Genomic DNA, 20995 nt, shown 5'->3' on the forward strand with positions numbered 1-20995 from the left:
AATGAAGCTAATCTCGCTTGTATGTTAAAAAAGCCATAGATAAGTGTTAACCTTAGCTATGGTAGCAGGTAGAGTGAGCTAGTGATCTCGCTATAGCCAAAGAGCTCGACGCAAAGATAAAGCCCTCTACCTGTATTTCTTTAGATTGAATGGTATCAAAGTGCCTTAGAAATTAAAACTAAGAGACACTGTATTCACAAGGGAAATGCAAAGAAATGACCTATCAAGTATACGTTGGAATTGACATATCCAAAGCTAAATTTGACGCAACATGGCTAAACAGAGAAGGTAAAAAAGTTAAAAACAAAGCCCACAGTAAAACCTTTACTAATGACGAAAAAGGCTTTGCAATCTTTACCAAATGGCTAGCTAAGCAAAGCACAAACAAGAAACCGGATGAGTATCTTATCATCATGGAAGCCACAGGCATATACTATGAGAACCTAGCCTATGATCTACATAGTAAAGGCTACACAGTAGCCGTTATTAATCCGGCATATGCCAAACAATTTGCAGGTGCCATCGGCAGTCATCACAAAACCGACAAACAAGACGCGTACGTACTCGCGCAATACGCCTATACAAGGCACCCTAAAGCATGGGAGCCAGAACCTGAGCACGTCAGAAAGCTCAAGTATCTGCTAGACCGTTTAGACACGCTCAAGGCTGATAAGAAGCGAGAAAGCAACCGTCTAGAAAAAGTTGAATCTAGAAAGAGCTATGACAACGATATCGCCCAATCTATAAAACAAGTGATAGACACTTATAACGAACAAATAGATATCATCCAAGCCAAGATAGATAAACACATAGGTAATCATCCTGACTTAAAGTCAGGCTATGACAACCTAGTTAGCATTCCAAGCATAGGTAAGACAGTCGCACCGAATGTATTGTCGTTACTCCTATCTAAAGACTTTAAGGATGCTTCGCAATGCGCCTCATTTGTTGGATTAACCCCTATACATATACAGTCAGGAATCTTTAAAGGAAGAAGCCGTATTAGTAAAAAAGGGGATGGCAACCTACGATCGAAGTTGTTCATGTGTGCGTTATCTGCAATTAGTTGCAATCCTGATGTTAAGCAACTATACGAGCGACTGCTGAAGAGAGGAAAATGCAAGAAAGTGGCTTTGATTGCAGGTATGAGAAAGTTATTACAGATTTGCTATGGTGTGATAAAGCACCAAAGCAAATACAAACCTCAAGTTACTATTTGATAGTAATTTGAGTTGACATATAAGATGGTATCTTTGCGCTACTATCTCCTTGAGCACGCATAGCGGAATGCTAAAGGATGCCGTGTCTCCTGCTTCGCGAGCCACTGCATCCTAAGCCTCCGCAATTTGCGCGCTCAAGCAGTATATCCGCTGCAATCGAGGCTAAACCGCTTTTTATAGTCAACCTGTCAATAGTGTTAGCCAATAAGTTTTAGCTAATAAAAGAACCAAATTATGACTATGATGTGAGTCCTCATAATATGGTTTCTATCAAATAGCCTATCTTTATATATAAGACTGGGTTAGACGGAGTTAGACTAATTGACCCTGTTATTTGAACATTTGATTTGTCGCATTTTGGACTTACCTTTATCGATAGAATAAGTTCTAAATTTAGTATTATTTTATCATTCGTTTAATTCTTGTTGTCAGTACTCGTTTCTTCATTCGTTTCTTCATTCGTTTCTTCATTCGTTTCATCATTCGTGTCATTACTCGTTTCTTCATTCGTGGAACTACATTATGTCCGTCAACTCTTTAAAATCGTCGAATACCCTTATTATCGGAGGGGGCATCGTTGGTGCTACCTTAGCGATAAAACTGGCTCAACAGCAGCAGCATGTCACCTTAGTGGATGTCCGTCCCGAGTTAAGTGACGCACAGTGGCAACAAAAGCTTGAGCAGCGTGATGCGCGGGTATTTGCCTTAAGTATCGCCAGTATTGAGCTATTAAAAGAAGTGGGTGCGTGGCGTCTCATTACGGCATCAGGGCGAAAAGCGGACTACACCCAAATGCAGGTATGGCAACAAGATGGCAAAGGTGAGCTTAAGTTTGGTGATGAGGCAGTGCCACAACTGCTTGGCAGTATGGTTGAGCCATTTGTCATTGAACGTGCCTTATATCAGCGTCTGGCAGATACCGATATCAGTGAGTATCTAACGGTTTTAGCCGGTCATAAAATGGTGGCTCTGGACTGGTACGGCGAGCAAAAAGGCTATCAGGTCACTTTAGAGTCTGGGAAGGGCGTAACTAAGACGATACTGCAAGCCAAGCTATTAATTGGCGCGGATGGCCGAGGTTCCATGGTGCGACGTGAGGCGGGTATTGGTATGGATAGTCTCGACTACAAGCAAACGGCAATTTGCTGCGCGATTAAGACGCAACAACCGCACCGTGCGACGGCCCGTCAGTTAATGCTACCGACAGGGACATTGGCATTGTTGCCCTTAGCAGATGTCACCACTGAGGACAAAGCTCATCCGCAACATTGGCAGTCTGTAGTATGGAGTTTGCCACGTAATAGAGCCCTTGAGCTGTTGCAATTAAATGAAGAAGACGGTGATACATTACGCACAGAATTGGCCGCCGCTAGTCAATATGCGCTCGGTGATATTGAGCAGCTTGAGTCTATCGCTAGCTTCCCATTGACCGCTCAGCAAGCGCAGCACTATGTCAAAGAAAACGTAGTATTGGTCGGTGATGCGGCACATGGGGTGCATCCGCTGGCAGGGCAGGGTCTAAACTTAGGCATGCTGGATGTGGCAGCTTTGGTGGATACTTTGATGGAAGACTATCAGCGTAGTGGCGGTAGATGCTGGGGGGAGCTTGCCACGTTACGCCGTTATGAGCGTGTGCGTCGCCCACATAACAGCATGATGATGCACAGTTTTTCTTTGATGAATTGGCTGTTTGCAGGTGACTTTGCCGCTTTGCGACCCGTGCAACAGATTCGTAGTGAGGGAATGTACCGCGTCGGGAAAATCAAACCGTTAATGCGATTATTTACCAAGCAAGCAAGTGGGGTATAGTTTTATAGTTTATGAGTTCTAATAATCATATTGATGGCTGACATTGCAACTTTTGTGTGAATCCAAATTGTGTAAGTCCAAATAGAGTATTAATAGGCGTCCTATTTGATGACGCCTACCCAAACCTATCCAAACGAGGCGAATACCACCATCAATACTGGCGCTACAATATTAATAATAAACCCAAAGCTAATTGCCAACGGCACGACCGTCAATCCGCCTGACTGCTGAATAACAGGTAACGTAAAATCAAGACTGGTAGCCCCGCCAAGTCCGACGGCAGCTGAGGGATGGCGCCGCATAAATAGCGGAATAAACAGTAATGCGAAAAATTCACGAACCAAATCATTAAATAACGCGACGCTGCCCCAAACAGCCCCATAAGCATCGGTCATGACGATAGCAGAGAGAGAATACCAGCCAAAGCCCGATGCTAGTGCCAAGCTTTGAGTCAACGACACCTCATCAAATATCATCGCAAACATCACGCCGCCTAGCAGTACCGATAAGGTAAATATCACACTAGTTTGCATACCACGTTTGCTGAGTACCACCTCTTTTAAGGTAATGCCTGACGCTTTAAGACCAATGCCCACCAGTAAGATCAGGATCATAAGTAAGACGGTCATCGTGTTTTCTGGAGGCATAAAACCTGAAGGCAACACCTTCCCAATAATAAATCCAAGTACCACACAACATACCTGAATCAAACTGCCTCTGATACTGACTTTGTGCTCAGTACTGCCCTTATTAACGACAGGTTGCCACGGTACTAACCGATCAAATAGCATCAGTCCTGCCAAACCAGCGCCAATGGTCAGTACCGATAATACGCCAACGTACAACACAATGTCTTTTATTTGGCTACCCAGCCCCTGCACCTGTGCCAGCTCAATACCAATTAAGGTGAGGATAATATAAACCAAATAACCAAGCAGGCGCTCTGAATAACGCATGACGGTACTATTTAAAGGTAAGGCAAAGCCGATAAATAAAGGCGTTAATACCAATATGAGTGTGATAAAACTATCGAGGTTTTCAGGTAATTGCATCAGGGGTTCGTCGATATTTGAAAGGGTGTGGTGGTAAGCTCGATTGCTTTTGCTTTTTGTTTCATAGCTTTTCTATAAATTAACCTATCCCTTGTTAAACTCGGTCAGGCGGATTAAATCAGCTACTTGTAGCGTTTGATTTGTTGTGTTTGGACTTGCATTTCTTAATAGGTTAATTTCTAGATTTGGTATCATGTATACATGTATAACGTTATTTATCAATGGCTAGGGCGTGTAAAACATTCGCGAATTAGCACTGCTGATAGCTAAAATGAACGGGAATCGCTGCGATTCTACCATAGCCAGGTTAGCTGAGGGGACAGACGACATTAAAAAAGACAACCTGCTTATAAAAACAGAGTGTCTTTTTGCCTGAAAGCACCGTACTTTGGTATATGAATACAGATGCTTACTTTTTAAATGTTCCAAAGACTTTTTGAATATTGCAAAGACTCTAAGAGACTTGCGCATCTACAATCTAAGAGGCTTGCGCTTCTAAAATTACAGTTTCAAGCGTCTTTTGACGATTGTCTAGATTTGCTAAAGTCTTGATGTCAGCACCAATATCAGTACCAGTGTCAGCACCAATCACCGGAGCAGGATTTTTTAAATTATCTGATAAAGGATAACCAGATAACGGATAAATGATACTGCTAGCGGGGGAAGTTGTCGGCGTTGGGAAATCATTCCGATAATGACCACCGCGACTTTCCTCACGAGTGAGCGCAGACTGAAGCAGTAATGAGGCCAAGGTAAGCAACCGATTAAAACGATAATAATCTAGATTAGAGTTGCCATCAGACTGAGCACTATCCGCTTGTGTTAGCTTGGTATGGCATTGCTGTTGCCATAAGTAGATTTGCTCTAATGCCTTTTGCAAGCTAGATTCATGACGTCTTATACCCATATTAGTGGTCATCAGTTGCTTTAACGCCGCAATATGAGTAGCACTATCCCAATGGTGCTCATTGGAGTTTGTTGTGTTTGTCATGTTTCTCAGAAGCTTTGATGCTGCTTTATCACTGGCCTTAGTAGATTCAAGGTGAGTAGATTCAACGTGCGGCTTAATAGCGACTGCAAATTGAGCGCCTGAATGTGATACCTGAGGTGGTGCCTCCCAATGAGAAAGGTCTGCTAAATAGCTAGGGATATGGTTAGCCACTTGTTGACCCACTACCACACACTCAAGCAATGAATTACTGGCCAAACGATTGGCTCCATGAAGACCTGTATTGGCGACTTCACCTGCCGCATACAATCCTTTGACATCGGTCAGCCCAGTTGCCGACGCTAGCACACCGCCACACGTATAATGAGCGGTAGGGGCGACCGGTATAGGGTCAGTGGTGATATCAATACCCAAGCTTAAACAATGTGCGTAAATATCTGGAAAATGTTCACGTATAAATTCAGCCGGTTTATGCGATATGTCTAAATGTACATAGCCAAGCTTGTTGGGTTCATTGACTTCACCTGAGATACAGCCAGACTTGTCATTGGCATCTATCTTGTTATTGGTATTGGTATGGTCGTTGTCGTTCACGTGAGCAATGGTGTGATTAATAGTATTAGAAATAGTATCAGCAATGGTATTAGCATTGAGCGCTATTTCGTTAGCGATAGCACGGGCTACGATATCACGTGGCGCTAATTCCGCCCGCTCATCGTAGTCTGGCATAAAGCGTTTGCCAGTTAACGGGTTAATTAGCAAACCACCTTCACCGCGTACCGCTTCAGAGATCAAAAAGTTCCTATCGCCACGCTCATCATCATAGACCAGACCAGTCGGGTGGAATTGAATAAACTCAAGATTAGCCAAACGGCAACCCGCTTCCCATGCCATCATAATCCCATCACCGACACACACATTGGGTGCAGTGGCTCGGCTAAATAGCTGACCCAGACCGCCGCTGGCAAGGACTATAGCCTTACTTTTGATTTGCTTTAGGCAATTATTTTGGGCATCTAACACTTGTGCACCTGTGCAGACAGGGTTATTGTCACCTTCCGTTATTAGGCTTAACGCTTCATGGAAGGGTAAAACGGTAATGTTGTGTGCAAGTGCCAGCTGTTGATGCAAACTGGTCATAATATGGCGACCTGTCGCATCTTCGGCATGGGCAACACGGCGCCGACCATGTCCGCCTTCTTGAGTTAAGTGCAAATCTGACAGCTTTAGTTTGCCTGCATCTGTTTTATAACCCCTTGTATCACCCGTTTCATGCTCAGTTTCATTATCAGATTCATGCTCAGTTTCATGATCGGTCTCTTGAGTTGTAAAAGGCACATCACGCTCTAGTAGCCAGTTTATAGCCTGCTTACCTTGTGAGAGAATGTGAGTGGTGGCTTGCACATCGCAGAGGCCATCCCCAGCTATTAGCGTATCACTAACATGATCTGCCACTTTATCCTCTTGATCAATCACTGCTGCAATACCGCCTTGAGCATACTGGCTAGAGCACGCCTGCAAGTCTTCTTTGGCTAAGACGATAACGTGAAGGTCGTTAGGTAAAGACAGGGCAGTGGTCAAACCTGCCAAACCCGCACCGATAATTAACACATCACAATGATCAGTCAACTGAGCTGCTGAGCTGTGCATATCAGAGTGCATACCAGTGCGATGCAGATCTGAAATGCGATTCTCGAGGTGGGTTTTAGGCAGTGACATAATTGATCTCAATAAAATGAATAATGGGGCAATGTGTTTCAGCTGATATGCTCGGTGCAGAACAGGTGAATAAATAATCTTTAGCTAGTAAACAGGCGGATAAGTAGGCTCTGACTTAAGCAGGACCCACTTTTTCAAATAAGGGACGGTCTTTAACGATATCACCACTGGCGGCCACCCGACGTTTTTGTTCGGCAGCGAAGTCAAGCATACGTTGTAGTGGCTTAAGAGCGGCGGTGGCAAGCTCAGGATCTAGTTTAATTTCGCCTGTACCGTGCTCTAAACACTGTTCAATGCCTTTTAGACCGTTCATTGCCATCCAAGGGCAAAAGGCACAGCTTTTACAGGTGGCACTTTCACCAGCCGTTGGCGCCGCTAAAAAGAGCTTGTCAGGCGACTGTTTGCGCATTTCATGCAGAATACCAAGATCAGTTCCTACGATGAATGTTTTGGCATCCATCTCATGCGTGGCATTTAACAGCTTACTGGTAGATCCGACGACATCCGCGAGTGCCACAACACTATCGGGTGACTCAGGATGCACTAACACCACGGCTTCTGGATGTTCTGATTTTAATTGCTCAAGTTCACGGGCCTTAAATTCATTATGGACGATACAAGAGCCTTGCCAAAGCAGCATATCGGCACCGGTTTGTTTTTGTATGTATTTACCCAAATGGCGGTCAGGACCCCAGATGATTTTCTCGCCTTTTTCATGCAGGTAAGTGACGATTTCAAGACCAATAGAGGAAGTTACTACCCAGTCCGCACGGGCTTTTACCTCAGCGCTAGTATTGGCATAGACCACCACGGTACGATCAGGGTGCTGGTCACAAAAGGCGCTAAACTCATCGATAGGACAGCCTAAGTCGAGAGAGCATTCTGCTTCTAAGTCGGCCATTAGCACCGTCTTCTCCATACTTAGAATTTTGGCCGACTCTCCCATAAAGCGCACACCCGCCACCACTAAAGTGTCAGCTTCATGCTCTTTACCAAAGCGTGCCATCTCTAACGAGTCGCCGACGCAGCCACCTGTCTCTAACGCTAAATCTTGAATATAGGGATCGACATAATAGTGGGCAACCAATACCGCATTGTGTTCTTTTAACAGTCGTTTGATATTGACTTCTACCTGTTGACGCTCACTACGAGAAAGCTCAGCGGGTATCTTCGCTTTGGCATACTCTATATCAATGGTCTTGATGGCTGATTGCTGATTACTTTGAGCAAGGGTCGGTGCATCGTAGGCAAAAAGCTCTACTTTTTCTGCTGGCGCGGTTGAGCTGGCATGTGAGGTGGTCATAGTAAATTCCCTGTAACGTTTATAGAACTGATGCAAAATTAAGAAATGATAGTGACTAGAGGTTGTTTATTGGTAGTGTCTGCAAGGTGAAGAAATATGTTTTATCAATCATTTGTAATTGTCCTTAAGCACTTAAACCCAGTAAACATTTATATTCATTTTTACGTTAGTCGTAGTTTTTTTTAAGTGTTCGTCTCTTTAAGTCTTTATTTCATTAGGTCTTATTTTATAATTTCTTAATGTCAATAAATACTAGTAGGCAATGAGTCGCTGCTAATCAGTTCAGTAGCTAAATTCTTAGTCTTTGAGCTTCAATTTAAAATAATTAAATTCATCTAAAATAGTAGTGAGCTTTAATTATGCTCATTCTGAGCATAATTACAAGTTTTTTCCAAAAATATTTGTTAACTCAGTGTAATAATTTTGATTTTTATTTGAGTTTTAATAGATAATTTCGCGTTATCATTAGACTTAAATAACCTTTCAATAATCTACTGGTTAGGGTACACATGCCGTGTAATTGTGGCGATTAAGCGGTATACTACGGCTTTAATTAAACATATCGCTGCAAGACCAGATAGTGCCAATAACGTAAATAGAGTTTATAGTTTGAAAAAATTTCCCTATCGCTAATCATCTGATTGAAGAGAAGTATGAGCTTGTCGTTTTCCCACGCCCATAGTCAAGGTAGCGGCACTACAGAAGTAGTGGCAGTATTAATTGCTATTACAGAAAATAAAGCCCGCGTCTTAACGGTAGAAGGGGGCAAGCTATTGCCAAATGGACCGCTTATGCCGTTGCATCGCTCGCTTCAAGCTGGTGTGCGACAGTGGGTGGAAGAGCAGACGCAGCAACCTTTGGGCTATATTGAACAGCTATATACCTTTGTGGATACCAATAGGCGTAACAAGGACGGCCATGCGTTGGTATATGTTAGCTATATGGGTCTCGTACAAGAGTCTAATGAGACCAATGACGTCAATAAAGCAACTCATTTGGGTTCGATTTGGCGGGATTGGTACGACTACTTCCCGTGGGAAAATCATACGGAAGAAGAGAGCATACAACACAGCATTCAGATTGCAGAAAGGTTAAAGAAGTGGGCCAACTCAGCGAAAGAAAAGGGAGAAAGAAAAAAGCGCTTGCAACGTATTTATTTATGTTGGGGAGGCGACTGCCAAGAGGATTCGGACTTTAAAAGCATCCTCTCCAATGATGATAGTCAGAGTGATTCGGCCAATGAGATGTTTACCAAGTGGGTCGCTGAGCATGCCTTACTGCGCTATGAAATGCTTTATGAAGCGGGCTTGATACCTGAGTCACCGTTTTATAATGCCATCAAGCTACCGGATAACTGGCAACAGGTTACTGGCGAACCCATGTATTATGATCATCGCCGCGTCATTGCCACTGCCATATCAAGGCTACGGGCTAAAATTGAATATCGTCCATTGATTTTTGGTTTAATGTCAGAAGAGTTCACCCTATTGCAGTTGCAACAGAGCGTGGAAGCTCTTTCTGGGGTGCCATTGCATAAGCAAAATTTTAGGCGGTTATTAGAAAGTCAAAACCTACTTGAGCTTACAGGCAATAGCAGTTATGAAGGAAGAGGACGACCTGCTAAGTTATATCGTTTTCGATTTGATGTTGAGTTACAAAGCTTGTTGATGGATAGTAAGCTGCCTAAAAGTAACCGTTGATAATGAATTATAAAATTGTTTTATCACTGTTTTGTCTAAAACATAATATTTATAATTGATTAATGTTTGCTAAAGATACTTATCTTCGTTATATTTATGCTCATATTGAGCATTAAAACTAATATAAATTAGTCATTTCTAAGCACTTAATTTCTTATTTAAGCACTTAGTTTCTTAAAATTTATAAGCTTTATTAAAATTAGATAGCATTTAACTAGCGTTAATAAGCGTTAGAAACTAAAAAACGCTGCATAGCTAGGCACCGTTAATTATAATATCGCCAAACTAATAAAATCTAATAACAAGTCATAATCAAATAATGTTTAGCCAATAAGGACCTTTTATGTCAACTAATACGGCCTCAAGTCGCGATGTATCCACTAGCGCTACCACTGATACTCATGAGCCACCCTTAAATGATGTGTTGCTAGTGCCATTGATTGAAGTCGCATTATTAGAGGACTTGGGTCGCCGTGGAGATGTTACTTCTCAAGCTACGATACCGGCTGATAAGCAGGCTACTCTCACACTGGCAGTACGAGAAGATGGGGTGGTTTGTGGGCTTGATTTGGCAAGATTGGCCTTTGCACAAGTTGATGCCAATATTGAGTTTACACCGCAAACGCATGACGGCGCTTGGGTGACGAAAGGTCAAACCTTAGCGACTATTAGCGGCAATGCGCGTAACTTGCTAACGGCAGAGCGTACGGCGTTAAACTTTATGACCCACTTAAGTGGTATTGCTACTGCGACTAGACAAGTTGTTGATTTAATTGCCGATTATCCAGCGCAAATTACCTGTACCCGTAAGACCATTCCAGGATTAAGAGCGGTACAAAAATATGCCATACGCTGTGGGGGTGGCCGCAATCATAGAATGGGCTTGGACGATGCCATCTTGATCAAAGACAATCACATTGCGATTGCTGGGAATATTCCTAATGCAATAGCGCAGGCGAAACAGTTAGCAGGCCATCTTATACCTATTGAAATAGAAGTGGATACGCTGGCACAATTGCAACAGGCCATTGATGCCGGTGCAGAATTGGTACTACTTGACAATATGAGCCCTGATACCTTGCGAGAAGCGGTGGCGATATGCAAAACTCATCCCAGTGGACGAGTCAAAACAGAGGCCTCTGGGGGTATTACCCCTGATAGTGTGGTTGATGTTGCCAAAACAGGAGTAGACTTTATTGCGATGGGTTATCTTACTCACAGCACCACAGCGCTTGATATTGGCATGGATTTTTCCGCCTAATAATAGCGTTTAAAATGTCAAAGCGTATATATTGTCATGTCGTATGCTTGTGAAGATTAAGGTATGGATCAAGGTATTTTAAATGACGTTCTCAGAACGTCTTTATAACGAGGTAAGTAAGGGTTAAAATAACGCCCTTTTTTGCAAACTAAGGCGCCCATTATGGACACCGAAATTGTTAAAATAATTTTAGCGTTTGTGGTTCTAATTAACCCGTTTAGTGCTTTAACGCTGTTTTTAGATTCGACTCGCGGCTATAACATGGTTGATAGGCGCCGTTTTGCGCGTATTAGTAGTCTCACTGTGTTTATTACTATCGGCTTTTTTACTATCGCTGGTGAACTGCTGCTAAAAGCGTTAGGGATATCTATCGGCTCATTCCAAGTAGCGGGTGGTATCTTGGTGCTTTTGATTGCCATCAATATGATGAATGGTGAGGGTAACCCTGTCAAACCTGACCAAGAAAATGTTGAGTTTGATGATAGTATTGAAACTATAGGCAGCTCAGCGGCAGCAGTTGTGCCTTTAGCAATACCGATGATGGTTGGTCCTGGCGGTATTTCTACGGTCATTATTTATTCTGCTCAAGTGCACTCTTGGCAACAAAAACTGGCCATCATTATTGCTGGATTAATGATAGCAATCTTCTGTTATTTAGCGTTAATGGCAGCGGGACGATTGAGTAAACTGTTGGGAGATACTGGACTTAATATTATCAGTCGTATAATGGGTATGTTGCTAGCTGCGGTAGCAATTGAGATCTTAGTCAGTGGTCTACGTACTATTTTTCCGCAGTTAATTTAGCGTTTTACTTTAAACTGAAAGAGTCATGTTTAACACGCTATTTGAGACCGTATTTTAAAACTATATCTTTTAAAACTATATAGAAAAAGTTTAACCACTGTACAAATGCCACGCTAAATAAATCATCAGTATTCCCACCAATGCATCGAGCACATTCCACGCTTTGGGTTTGGCAAATAGGGGGGAGAGTAATCTTGCCCCATAGCCTAAGCTAAAAAAGAACACAAACGACGCGCTGACCGCACCTATCGCAAACCAAAGTTTACTTGTTGCACCCGTCGATACCATGCCCACCAGTACCAACGTATCCAAATACACATGAGGATTGAGCCAGGTAAATCCAAAGCAAAGTAACAATGACTTTCGTAAGCTAGTCACAACTTGTGACTCTGCGGTAATGGCATGTGATTTACGAACACTGGCGTATAAGCTTTGCAAACCATAGGCTAACAAAAATAAGCTTCCTGCTAACTTTGCAAATTGAACCACGTTCGGGTATTTTGCAGTAATAGCACCAAAGCCTGTCACCCCAGCTGAAATCAGTAACGCATCTGAAGCGGCACAAAATAAACAGATGGCAAGCACATGTTGCTTTTTGAGACCTTGCTTTAAGACAAAGGCATTTTGCGAGCCAATAGCAAAAATGAGCGATAGCCCTAGTGCAAAGCCTGATACATAATCCATCTGGTTAACCTTAATAATTTTTATAAAATAGATACTAACCTTAAGCTGCTACATCGAATATATAATTGATTTGACACGATGACGTCACACCGATATTTGTAAAGGAATAATTTATGACTCAAGCCACCGCAATGCTATTGATGTTTATACTGTATGGCGTTCTGCCTGCTGCTGGACTATATTTGGGATATCGTGGTGTCAAAAAAATTACCCAGCCCAAGATGTTAGCATATAAGGCGATGCCAAAACTTGGCTTTATACCTGAAAAGAGCATACCGCCCGATATCAAACAAAAGCTAGATGCCATTAATGACAAAGGAGAAAAGCTTCGAATGCTGTATGGTGATACCAATAATGATGGGGTCATCGATGACAAAGATGCGGTGGATGAAACCTATATCATGATCAAAAATGTGCTGGATAAGCATATTCCAGAAGCAGTCGCTGACTATCGTCGTTTGCATGACTTAGACCAAGTACCCAGCGCCTCTAACAAGACAATTATTGAAGATATTAGACCGTCGAATAGCGCTACAGACAGTAGTCATTCCTTAAGTCGAGCCGATACAACCAAGATCAGGAACTCAAACGTCACCGGTCGAGAAGCGCTATTAGAAGTACTCGATACCGTGAATAAGCAATTCGATGATTTGCTTGATGCCGCTTATCATCAAGATGGACAAAAACTACTGGCTACCAACCGTTATCTCCAGCAACGCTTTGAAAAATAAGACAAGTAGCACAAATGCCATCAATACCACAGTCATTAACGGGGTATATCAATAAATGATAGTATCAATAGGAGCAGGGCTAGCCGCACTAGCAGTGACAGGTTATTTAGGTCGCAAAGGCTGGCTTGCTTTTCACCGTGCTGTCGGAATAACCCCTGGAACACTGAAATATAGAGAGCCAGCCCAGTTGCCACCACCAGAAATGATTCAACTAGATCTGAGCACTGAGCAATTACAACACTTGCCTGCCAGCGCCCTTGAGTATATTCAAAGAATTGATTTCAAAGCTGATATCTACCAAGCATGGCGGACTGATATTGAACAATCAGGACAAACTTTAGGTCATCGTACTTTAAATGCGACAGAAGATGAGTTTGTTATTCAAAAGCTACTAAATACCCGATTACCCCAAGTCATTGAAAGCTATCAGACCATTGCCCGTCATGACAACCGTTTACAACATGCCAATATACCCACTGCCGAAAACACCACCCTTGCAAATAATCAAGCTCAGGCATTGGAGTTGTTGATAGCGTTACTCATTCAGATTGAAACAAAGCTTGATGCGCTCCTAAGCCGCTGTCAACAAGAGAGTATACAGGAGATGCAGGCCATGCGGCGCTATCTGGACGATAGAGCATAAAGGTTAAAAAATAAAGAATATATTAGTATTACCATTGAAGATAGACTAAAAAGGCATAACTTCAAAAAGCCCCTTTACACTGTATAAAGGGGCTTTATTTTCTGGAATGTAATAGCTCTGAGTCCTGATTAGCGCTTAGCTTTTAACGCTTATTAGAGCGTTGTTTACGGGCATCCCGAACCGGACGGGCTTTCAATGGTTTTTTCTGGAAGCGTTCTTTCTTGATTTTCGCTTTACCATGAACGCCCATATCTTCTCGGGGACGCATATCGACCAACTCGATTAAACGGTGAATATCCTTTCGATCAAGCTCAATAAAGCGGCCCGTCCGTAGCTCTTTTGGCAAATCAACCGAACCATAACTGGTACGCAGTAGACGACTGACTTTAAGACCTTGCGACTCTATCAGACGACGCACTTCACGATTACGACCTTCTTTTAGCTTCACGTGATACCACTTATTCACACCCTCACCGCCGCCTTGTCTGATCTCCTCAAACTTCGCTAAACCGTCTTCAAGCATAACGCCTTCAGTGAGATTACGCATCATCTCAGGCGTCAACTCGCCCAAGATACGTACCGCATATTCGCGCACAATCTCATTAGACGGATGCATCAAGCGATGCGCAAGCTCCCCATCATTGGTAAATAACAACAGACCCGTTGAGTTGATATCCAAACGACCCACCATTACCCAGCGGTCATGCGTCAGTTTCGGCAAACGCTCAAACACCGTGGTACGACCTTCAGGATCATTGGCAGAACAAATCTCGCCTTCAGGCTTATAATAGGCCAACACACGACGACGCTTTTCACGTTCAGATTTGTACTTAATCAGACGGCCATCCACACGGATTTCGTCACCTTGGGTAACGCGGTCGCCAATAGTGGCAGGGGTTTGATTGATTGAGACACGACCAGACTTAATGACTTCTTCCATCTGACGACGTGAGCCTAAACCCATACGTGCCAATGCTTTTTGCAGCTTTTCAGTACCTGCTGTACTGGCTTTGGTCGTCGGTTCCTCAAACTGAAACTCAACATGGTTTGGGATAGGTGCGTTTTTTGAGGCTACATCTTGATCGGATGTTTCAGAGGTTTTGTCAGGGTGTGTTTTATGATTAATACGAGGCATAGGTAGCTTCCTTGAATCGGTGAGTGGCTACATTTCACAATGTAGAATAGGGTTTGACGTTCACAAAGTTAATTTAAAACGAGTCTTAAACCATTGCTTTGTGATTTAGGAGGGCTATTATACGCCATTTGGCTTAGCTTTTCTTGATGTTTTGCAAATTTGTTCAAAAGAGGGGAATTTAATATACGGAACTTATCCCGCTTTCGCTACTATCTTCTTACCTAAGCAGTATATCTATATTTGCTTCAATTTATTATCACAAAATTAAAATATTGAGCCTATGGACTCTCACTAGAGAAACTGAGTTTAAATAAATTATAGTAGTCAATGCCCTAAAATAGTAATATGGTTTATCTCATAAATATAAAGGCTAGGGACTAAATATGGCAACGACACAACAACAAGTATTAATTAAAGAAGAAGCAAGTAAATTATTTGTATTCGATGAAGTGTATAGCTTTAGAGCGGCACAGGAACAAGCAGAAAAAAAGAAGCTCAATGCCTTTGGTATGATGGCAAAACTTAATCCCCTAAAGCGTCCAAAAGAAGAAACCGTTCAGTTATCGCGCAAAGAAAGTCGCTTAGAGCCATACTGGCATATAGAAGCGACCAAATCCGTTGACTATGAATGCCAAATCACTTATCAAGTGCCTATCCATAACCCTTATGTACAGTCAATTCAGGTTGGAGATGAAACCTATGAGGTGGCTCGTACTAAAGACAAAGCAAGAATTGATATACCTGCACTAGAATCATGTCATCGAAAAATATACTGTAATCGACTTATTGATGGGCTAAACCGAGATATTAATCCAGACATATTTAAAAACTATAATGAAAAATATAAGTTTGAGGAGCAAACTGCCGTTTCTGAAAACCAGAATGTCATTGAACCCCTTATTCCTCAGCAAACAGTTATTCAAAAAGCCTGTTCTTTATTAAATAGTGAAGCTGTAAATGCTCATAGTATCCATAATGACACCATCACCTTTGATAAAATTCATCTATTTTTAGTGCCTGTTTTTGCTTTTGAGTTCGTTTGGGGTACGGTTGATAAAACAGGAGTTATTGAAGTAAATGGACTAACAGGGGAAGTCATCGAAAACGGGGAATGGTACAAAAATAAAATTAGCGAAATTTTAACTCGTGAAATGCTGGTTGATATTAGTGCCGATATCGCTAGTGAGTTAATTCCTGGTGGTGGCATAGCGATTAAAGTAGTGGGCAAGATGATTTAGTCTAAATAGAAATAATAAACCCTTTTAAATTGAAAAGATTTCAAATCTTAACAATAGAGAGCGCCCTATATCAAGAATTAAGAGCCCTCTCTATTTTTTTGTTACGAGATTCTATAACAAATCTAGAAATTAACCTATCGATGAAGGTGAGTGCAAACGCTAAAATATAAGATTCAAAGAGTATTTCATAGAGAAGGTATTTCATAGAGAAGGTATTATCTAAACAGCTCAATCAACTTCTCCAAATACTCCCCATCAACCTCATCAAACGTCGCCAGTTTATCCGAATCAATATCTAATACGGCAATAATCTCGTTATTTCTATCTCTGACCGGCACCACAATCTCTGACTGTGATAATGCTGAACATGCGATATGATTCGGATGCGCATTAACATCATCGACAATTTGCGTCTTGCCGGTTGCCCAAACTTCACCGCACACCCCTTTGCCATGATTGATACGTGTACAAGCCAGTGGGCCTTGGAAAGGTGCAAGAATAAGCTGATTAGACTCAGTATCGACTCGATAAAAGCCTATCCAAAACCAGCCAAAGGTGTCTTTTAATAACGCAGTCAGATTAGCCATATTGGCAATCAAATCACTTTCACTACTGATGATGTCTTCTGCTTGTTTTAATAGCAGCTCATACTTTTCGACTTTATCAGCGTTAGGGTCAATGGGGGTCAAGTCTTGCATAGTCTTCTCTTATCTATCTTTTTATATATCATTTTACTTATCATAAGCCACTGGGTTTGAGCCGTGATTAAGAGTTGTTACGCTCTAGCAGCATCGCATCACCATAGCTAAAGAAGCGATATTTATGCTTAATAGCATGCTGATAAGCTCGCTCAATATTGTGCTTACCCGCAAAGGCTGATACTAGCATTAGTAAAGTAGATTTGGGCAAATGAAAGTTGGTTAATAAAGTATCTATCACTCCAAACTTAAAACCGGGATAGATAAATATATCAGTATCGCCCGCCCATGCTGAAATCTGACCTTGGGTATCGGCAGTTTTTTGATAAGCCGTTTCAAGCACACGGGTCACTGTGGTACCAATGGCAATCACTTTATGACCATTTTTATGAGTCTGGTTAATCAAGTCAGCCGTATCTTGTGGCAAATTCGCATATTCGCTGTGCATGGTGTGATTGAGCAGATTGTCGGTCTTAACCGGGGCAAAGGTTCCAGCACCCACATGTAAGGTGACAAATGCGGTGTTAATACCTTTATCAGCTAGCTTAGCCAATACCGTATCATCAAAATGGAGACTGGCAGTTGGGGCTGCCACGCTGGCAAGCTTAGTAGGGTCATGGAATACGGTTTGATAACGGAGATTATCGGTTTCATCAGCATGACGCTCAAAATAAGGAGGAATTGGCAATTCACCATAGCGCTCTAAGTCAGGCAATATTGGGTTTTTGAAGCTTAGGATAAACAAGTTCTCATGACGACCTATCATCACACAGTCTATATTGCCATCCGCCAACAATAGTCTCTGTCCGTATTTGGGCGCCTTACTGGCACGTACATGACATAGAGCGACATTATCGTAAATCTTGCCGCCCTTAGCTTGATCTTGGGTAAACTGCGTATCATCGGTCAGACGTTCTACCAACACTTCAACTTTTCCGCCACTGTCTTTTTTTCCAAAAAGTCGTGCTTTCATGACTTTGGTGTCATTAAATACGATTAAATCGCCTTGATTTAATAGCTCAGGCAACTGGGTAAATTTTTTATCCAGTACTTCAAATTGACAGTCGTTATGCGCCGGCAAGTACATAAGACGTGACGCACTGCGTTGCTCTAAAGGATAACGTGCAATATATTCATCAGGTAACTCATAGTCATAATCGTCGACACTTAGATAGCCCTCAGTTGAAGATACGGACTCAGTATCTGTTAAATGGTTTAAGGTGTCGTCAGGAGTAGGGTATTGATTGTTATGCTGGCTCATAGGCGGTCTTTAATCGTCTTAAAATAAAAGTGGTCAAGGCGTTCAAATAAAAAAGGCGAAAACTATGACTTAGGAAAACTATGACTTAGATTTGTTCTAGTCTGCCCCAAATTCAATAGTGGCTAGTTTAACAGAAACAAGCCTTTTTTGAGTTGCCTATAATATTTTTATAGCCCAAATAAGTCAGGTTGAGCGTTAAGGCTGTCGGGAGTGGTTAAATTAGAATAGGTAACGCCAACCAAGCGGATGGGTAGGTGTCGAGGGACATCATCCAGCAGTTTGCGCAGCCAATAATGGGCAGATTCAGCGGTAGGAAAGGGGGTGTGCAAGGTGTGTGAGCGGGTAATTTGGTGGAAGTCGGAATACTTGATTTTTAACGTTATGGTATGGCCGAGCCGACCTTTTTTGCTCAATTGGGTAAACGCATCGGCATTTTGCTCAAATATCTGATCCAATAATCGCTCTGTATCACTGATGTTGTCACGAAAAGTAGTCTCACTGCCTACCGATTTGTGTTTACGCTCTGCCTTGACAGGGCGGGTGTCATTGCCATGCGCAATTTCAGAATAAAAGCGACCGCGCTTGCCAAACTCATTGACCAATGTATCGACTGGCATGGCTCTTAAATCAGCCCCAGTATAAATTCCCATCTCATGTAAACGACGCGCTGTTGCTTTGCCGATCCCATGAAAGCGCTCAATGGGAAGCGCCGTGATAAAGTCATCGGCTTGCTCGGGTGTAATTACCGCAATGCCGTTTGGCTTGTTAATGTCTGAGGCAATCTTAGCCAACATCTTATTAAAGGACACCCCCGCAGAGGCTCGTAGTTGGGTCTGGTTATAGATTTCAGCGCGTAGCCAGTTTGCCATTAACGTTGCTGATCCATGATGTGCTTTGATACCCGTTACATCAAGGTACGCCTCGTCTAAGGACAATGGCTCAACAAGGTCGGTTAAACTTAGCATAATCTGTCTGATTTGTTGACTGACGCTACGATAAACGTCAAATCGAGGACGTACAAATATGGCGTCAGGGCAGCGACGTTTAGCCTCATAGCAGGACATTGCAGAGCGAACGCCAAATTTGCGAATCTCATAACTAGCTGCAGCAACCACACCCCGTCCATTTGGATCACCACCTACTACCAAAGGCTTACCGCGAAGTTCGGGGAAGTCGCGTTGTTCAACACTGGCATAAAATGCATCCATATCCAGATGGATTATTTTACGCTGAGGAATCGTTGACACGATAGCTGGATCGTCAGATAAAGAATGGCTCATTATATAATAGGGTCGGGGTTTATATTAGTATTAAGGTCAGATGCATAGATATCGTATTTCGCTCAGGTTAGAGTGTATGTAATGAAACCCATGATTTTTATAACCAGAACGGATGTCCGATGGATAGTGTACTTCTTACATAGTGCGATTCTTACATAGTGCGATTCTTAAATAGTGTGATTCTTAAATAGTGTGATTCTTAAATAGTGTGATTCTTAAATAGTGTGATTCTTAAATAGTGTGATTCTTAAATAGTGTAACAGGTTAAATGAACAGGGATAACGCTTAAAATGTATGAATATTTATGCCGACGATTAAGTGAGAGTTTTTTCAAATTTTCGGATAGAACATTTAGGGCAAGTTGGTGTATCACACTATGAATAATAGAGTAGCCACTGATGAATTTTAGACCATCATACACTTAGGTTTTAATTTCCGATTAAATTTTAAACAAGAATTTAGATATAATAGGATTGTTTGTATTTTTAAAAGTGGTTAAAAAACTATGTACAATAAAAATAACTGTAAAAACGATGACTTCATGGCAGATATGACTTTTAGGTATTTTTTAATAAGAAGAGCCAATATTTAAAAGAATAACTTTTTAAAGTTTTTATTGAAAACAACCTTAATTTTTGTAAAATTATAGTGTAAATCTACTAAATAAAATGCTAGTCTAGTAGTTAAATTTAGTTTTGTTAATAATATTTTTAACTATAAATAAAAAGGAAATTAAAATTGAAACAGATACTAGGCGCTCTTTCGTTAATGACACTAGGTATGATTAGTGTCTCTGCTCAAGCTGCAATGCATTATGACTCTCATGGTAATGTGGGTTATGATACTTTAGCTGAATGCCAAAGTGCTATTAAATCAGGCAACGCTAAATTTTATAGATCGAGTACTTTTCATAAACCACTACTACGTGGTAATGAAGTCGCGGTATCGAAAGGTCGTCTGGGTGACTTAGCACCGCAGTATACCAATGGTACCTGTGATATCGGGACGGGTCGTCGCGGTGGACGTGATGGCGTTGCTAGCGCGCTTCATGGTAAATATATTCCTTATTCGCCTGATATGATGATTAATCAATATGTCAATTCATCTGGCGATATCGTACGCGTATCTATGCAACAGTGTGATAACTGGTTCAGTAGTGCATTTCCACAAGGTATGCCAGTAGCGCCACCGCCGCAACCAGCACCACAACCTGCGCCACAGCCAGTACCGCAACCAGCTCCTCAGCCGGCTCCACCAACCCCTACCCCTGCTGTCCCGCAACCAGCACCTGCCCCAGCACCGACACCAGCACCGACACCAGCAGTTAATGCTGCCGTTGGTGGGCTTCCTTCATGGGCACCGCTAGCTGCTGCCGGTATTATCGGTATCGCTATTGCAGCAAGTAATGATTCTGACTCATCTAGTAGCTCTGGAACAAGTGGAACTTCTGGAACGACTAAATAATCTTTATTTAGCTAAATTAGTTAATAGTGATTGGTTGATAGTAA

Annotated in this window: 17 protein-coding genes; 9 read left to right on the forward strand and 8 right to left on the reverse strand. The window is 42.1% G+C overall.

What is annotated here, in order from left to right; genetic code table 11:
* The first annotated feature begins 215 nt into the window (after positions 1-215).
* Both AC21OG_RS07515 and AC21OG_RS07520 read left to right on the forward strand, forming a co-directional pair.
* Positions 216-1220 (forward strand): IS110 family RNA-guided transposase, encoded by a 1005-nt coding sequence (locus AC21OG_RS07515; RefSeq protein WP_487378311.1) that lies wholly within the window; start codon positions 216-218, stop codon positions 1218-1220.
* A gap of 522 nt (positions 1221-1742) precedes the next feature.
* Positions 1743-3029, forward strand: coding sequence for an FAD-dependent monooxygenase (locus tag AC21OG_RS07520; protein WP_487378130.1), 1287 nt, complete (start codon positions 1743-1745; stop codon positions 3027-3029).
* 125 nt (positions 3030-3154) lie between these two features.
* On the opposite strand, the gene AC21OG_RS07525 is transcribed toward AC21OG_RS07520, so the two are convergent.
* The 3 genes from AC21OG_RS07525 to nadA all read right to left on the reverse strand — a co-directional run bounded on the left by AC21OG_RS07525 (position 3155) and on the right by nadA (position 8052).
* Positions 3155-4081, reverse strand: a complete 927-nt coding sequence (locus AC21OG_RS07525; protein WP_487378131.1) for a LysO family transporter — start codon at positions 4079-4081, stop codon at positions 3155-3157.
* 478 nt (positions 4082-4559) lie between these two features.
* On the reverse strand, positions 4560-6692 hold the full coding sequence (locus AC21OG_RS07530; protein ID WP_491185078.1) for an L-aspartate oxidase: 2133 nt from the start codon (positions 6690-6692) through the stop codon (positions 4560-4562).
* Between the two features lie 172 nt (positions 6693-6864).
* A complete protein-coding gene (gene nadA, locus AC21OG_RS07535) occupies positions 6865-8052 on the reverse strand; it encodes a quinolinate synthase NadA (protein ID WP_487378132.1) in 1188 nt (395 codons plus the stop codon).
* A gap of 653 nt (positions 8053-8705) precedes the next feature.
* On the opposite strand from nadA, the gene AC21OG_RS07540 reads away from it, so the two are divergent.
* The 3 genes from AC21OG_RS07540 (at position 8706) to AC21OG_RS07550 (ending at position 11817) form a co-directional block, all read left to right on the forward strand.
* Positions 8706-9752: an NUDIX hydrolase gene (locus AC21OG_RS07540; RefSeq protein WP_487378133.1), complete on the forward strand. Its 1047-nt coding sequence runs from the start codon at positions 8706-8708 to the stop codon at positions 9750-9752.
* Positions 9753-10095: 343 nt separating this feature from the next.
* Positions 10096-11013: a carboxylating nicotinate-nucleotide diphosphorylase gene (nadC, locus tag AC21OG_RS07545; protein WP_487378134.1), complete on the forward strand. Its 918-nt coding sequence runs from the start codon at positions 10096-10098 to the stop codon at positions 11011-11013.
* Positions 11014-11175: 162 nt separating this feature from the next.
* Positions 11176-11817, forward strand: coding sequence for a MarC family protein (locus tag AC21OG_RS07550; RefSeq protein ID WP_487378135.1), 642 nt, complete (start codon positions 11176-11178; stop codon positions 11815-11817).
* 90 nt (positions 11818-11907) lie between these two features.
* Here the strand turns inward: AC21OG_RS07550 and AC21OG_RS07555 are convergent, their stop codons facing one another.
* Positions 11908-12501, reverse strand: a complete 594-nt coding sequence (locus AC21OG_RS07555; RefSeq protein WP_487378136.1) for a LysE/ArgO family amino acid transporter — start codon at positions 12499-12501, stop codon at positions 11908-11910.
* Positions 12502-12614: 113 nt separating this feature from the next.
* Between AC21OG_RS07555 and AC21OG_RS07560 the strand changes: the two genes are divergently transcribed.
* Positions 12615-13232 carry a hypothetical protein gene (locus tag AC21OG_RS07560; protein WP_487378137.1) on the forward strand — a complete coding sequence of 206 codons (618 nt, stop codon included), beginning with the start codon at positions 12615-12617 and terminating at the stop codon, positions 13230-13232.
* Positions 13233-13287: 55 nt separating this feature from the next.
* Positions 13288-13875 (forward strand): hypothetical protein, encoded by a 588-nt coding sequence (locus tag AC21OG_RS07565; protein ID WP_487378138.1) that lies wholly within the window; start codon positions 13288-13290, stop codon positions 13873-13875.
* A 142-nt stretch (positions 13876-14017) separates the two neighbouring features.
* Here AC21OG_RS07565 and rluB read toward each other — a convergent pair whose 3' ends face one another.
* Positions 14018-14839: a 23S rRNA pseudouridine(2605) synthase RluB gene (rluB, locus tag AC21OG_RS07570; protein ID WP_491185079.1), complete on the reverse strand. Its 822-nt coding sequence runs from the start codon at positions 14837-14839 to the stop codon at positions 14018-14020.
* Between the two features lie 554 nt (positions 14840-15393).
* On the opposite strand from rluB, the gene AC21OG_RS07575 reads away from it, so the two are divergent.
* Entirely contained in the window at positions 15394-16248 is an 855-nt protein-coding gene (locus tag AC21OG_RS07575; protein WP_487378140.1) for a hypothetical protein, read from the forward strand.
* A 215-nt stretch (positions 16249-16463) separates the two neighbouring features.
* Here the strand turns inward: AC21OG_RS07575 and AC21OG_RS07580 are convergent, their stop codons facing one another.
* From AC21OG_RS07580 to dinB, 3 genes are all read right to left on the reverse strand, one after another.
* The gene (locus AC21OG_RS07580; protein WP_487378141.1) at positions 16464-16946 is read right to left on the reverse strand and encodes a GAF domain-containing protein; all 483 of its coding nucleotides are present in this window, start codon (positions 16944-16946) and stop codon (positions 16464-16466) included.
* Positions 16947-17013: 67 nt separating this feature from the next.
* Positions 17014-18207 carry a tRNA preQ1(34) S-adenosylmethionine ribosyltransferase-isomerase QueA gene (queA, locus tag AC21OG_RS07585; protein ID WP_487378142.1) on the reverse strand — a complete coding sequence of 398 codons (1194 nt, stop codon included), beginning with the start codon at positions 18205-18207 and terminating at the stop codon, positions 17014-17016.
* 167 nt (positions 18208-18374) lie between these two features.
* Positions 18375-19487: a DNA polymerase IV gene (dinB, locus tag AC21OG_RS07590; RefSeq protein WP_487378143.1), complete on the reverse strand. Its 1113-nt coding sequence runs from the start codon at positions 19485-19487 to the stop codon at positions 18375-18377.
* Positions 19488-20225: 738 nt separating this feature from the next.
* Between dinB and AC21OG_RS07595 the strand changes: the two genes are divergently transcribed.
* Positions 20226-20951 carry a hypothetical protein gene (locus tag AC21OG_RS07595; protein WP_487378144.1) on the forward strand — a complete coding sequence of 242 codons (726 nt, stop codon included), beginning with the start codon at positions 20226-20228 and terminating at the stop codon, positions 20949-20951.
* Positions 20952-20995 lie beyond the last annotated feature (44 nt).

This window comes from Psychrobacter sp. CX5, assembly GCF_057621535.2.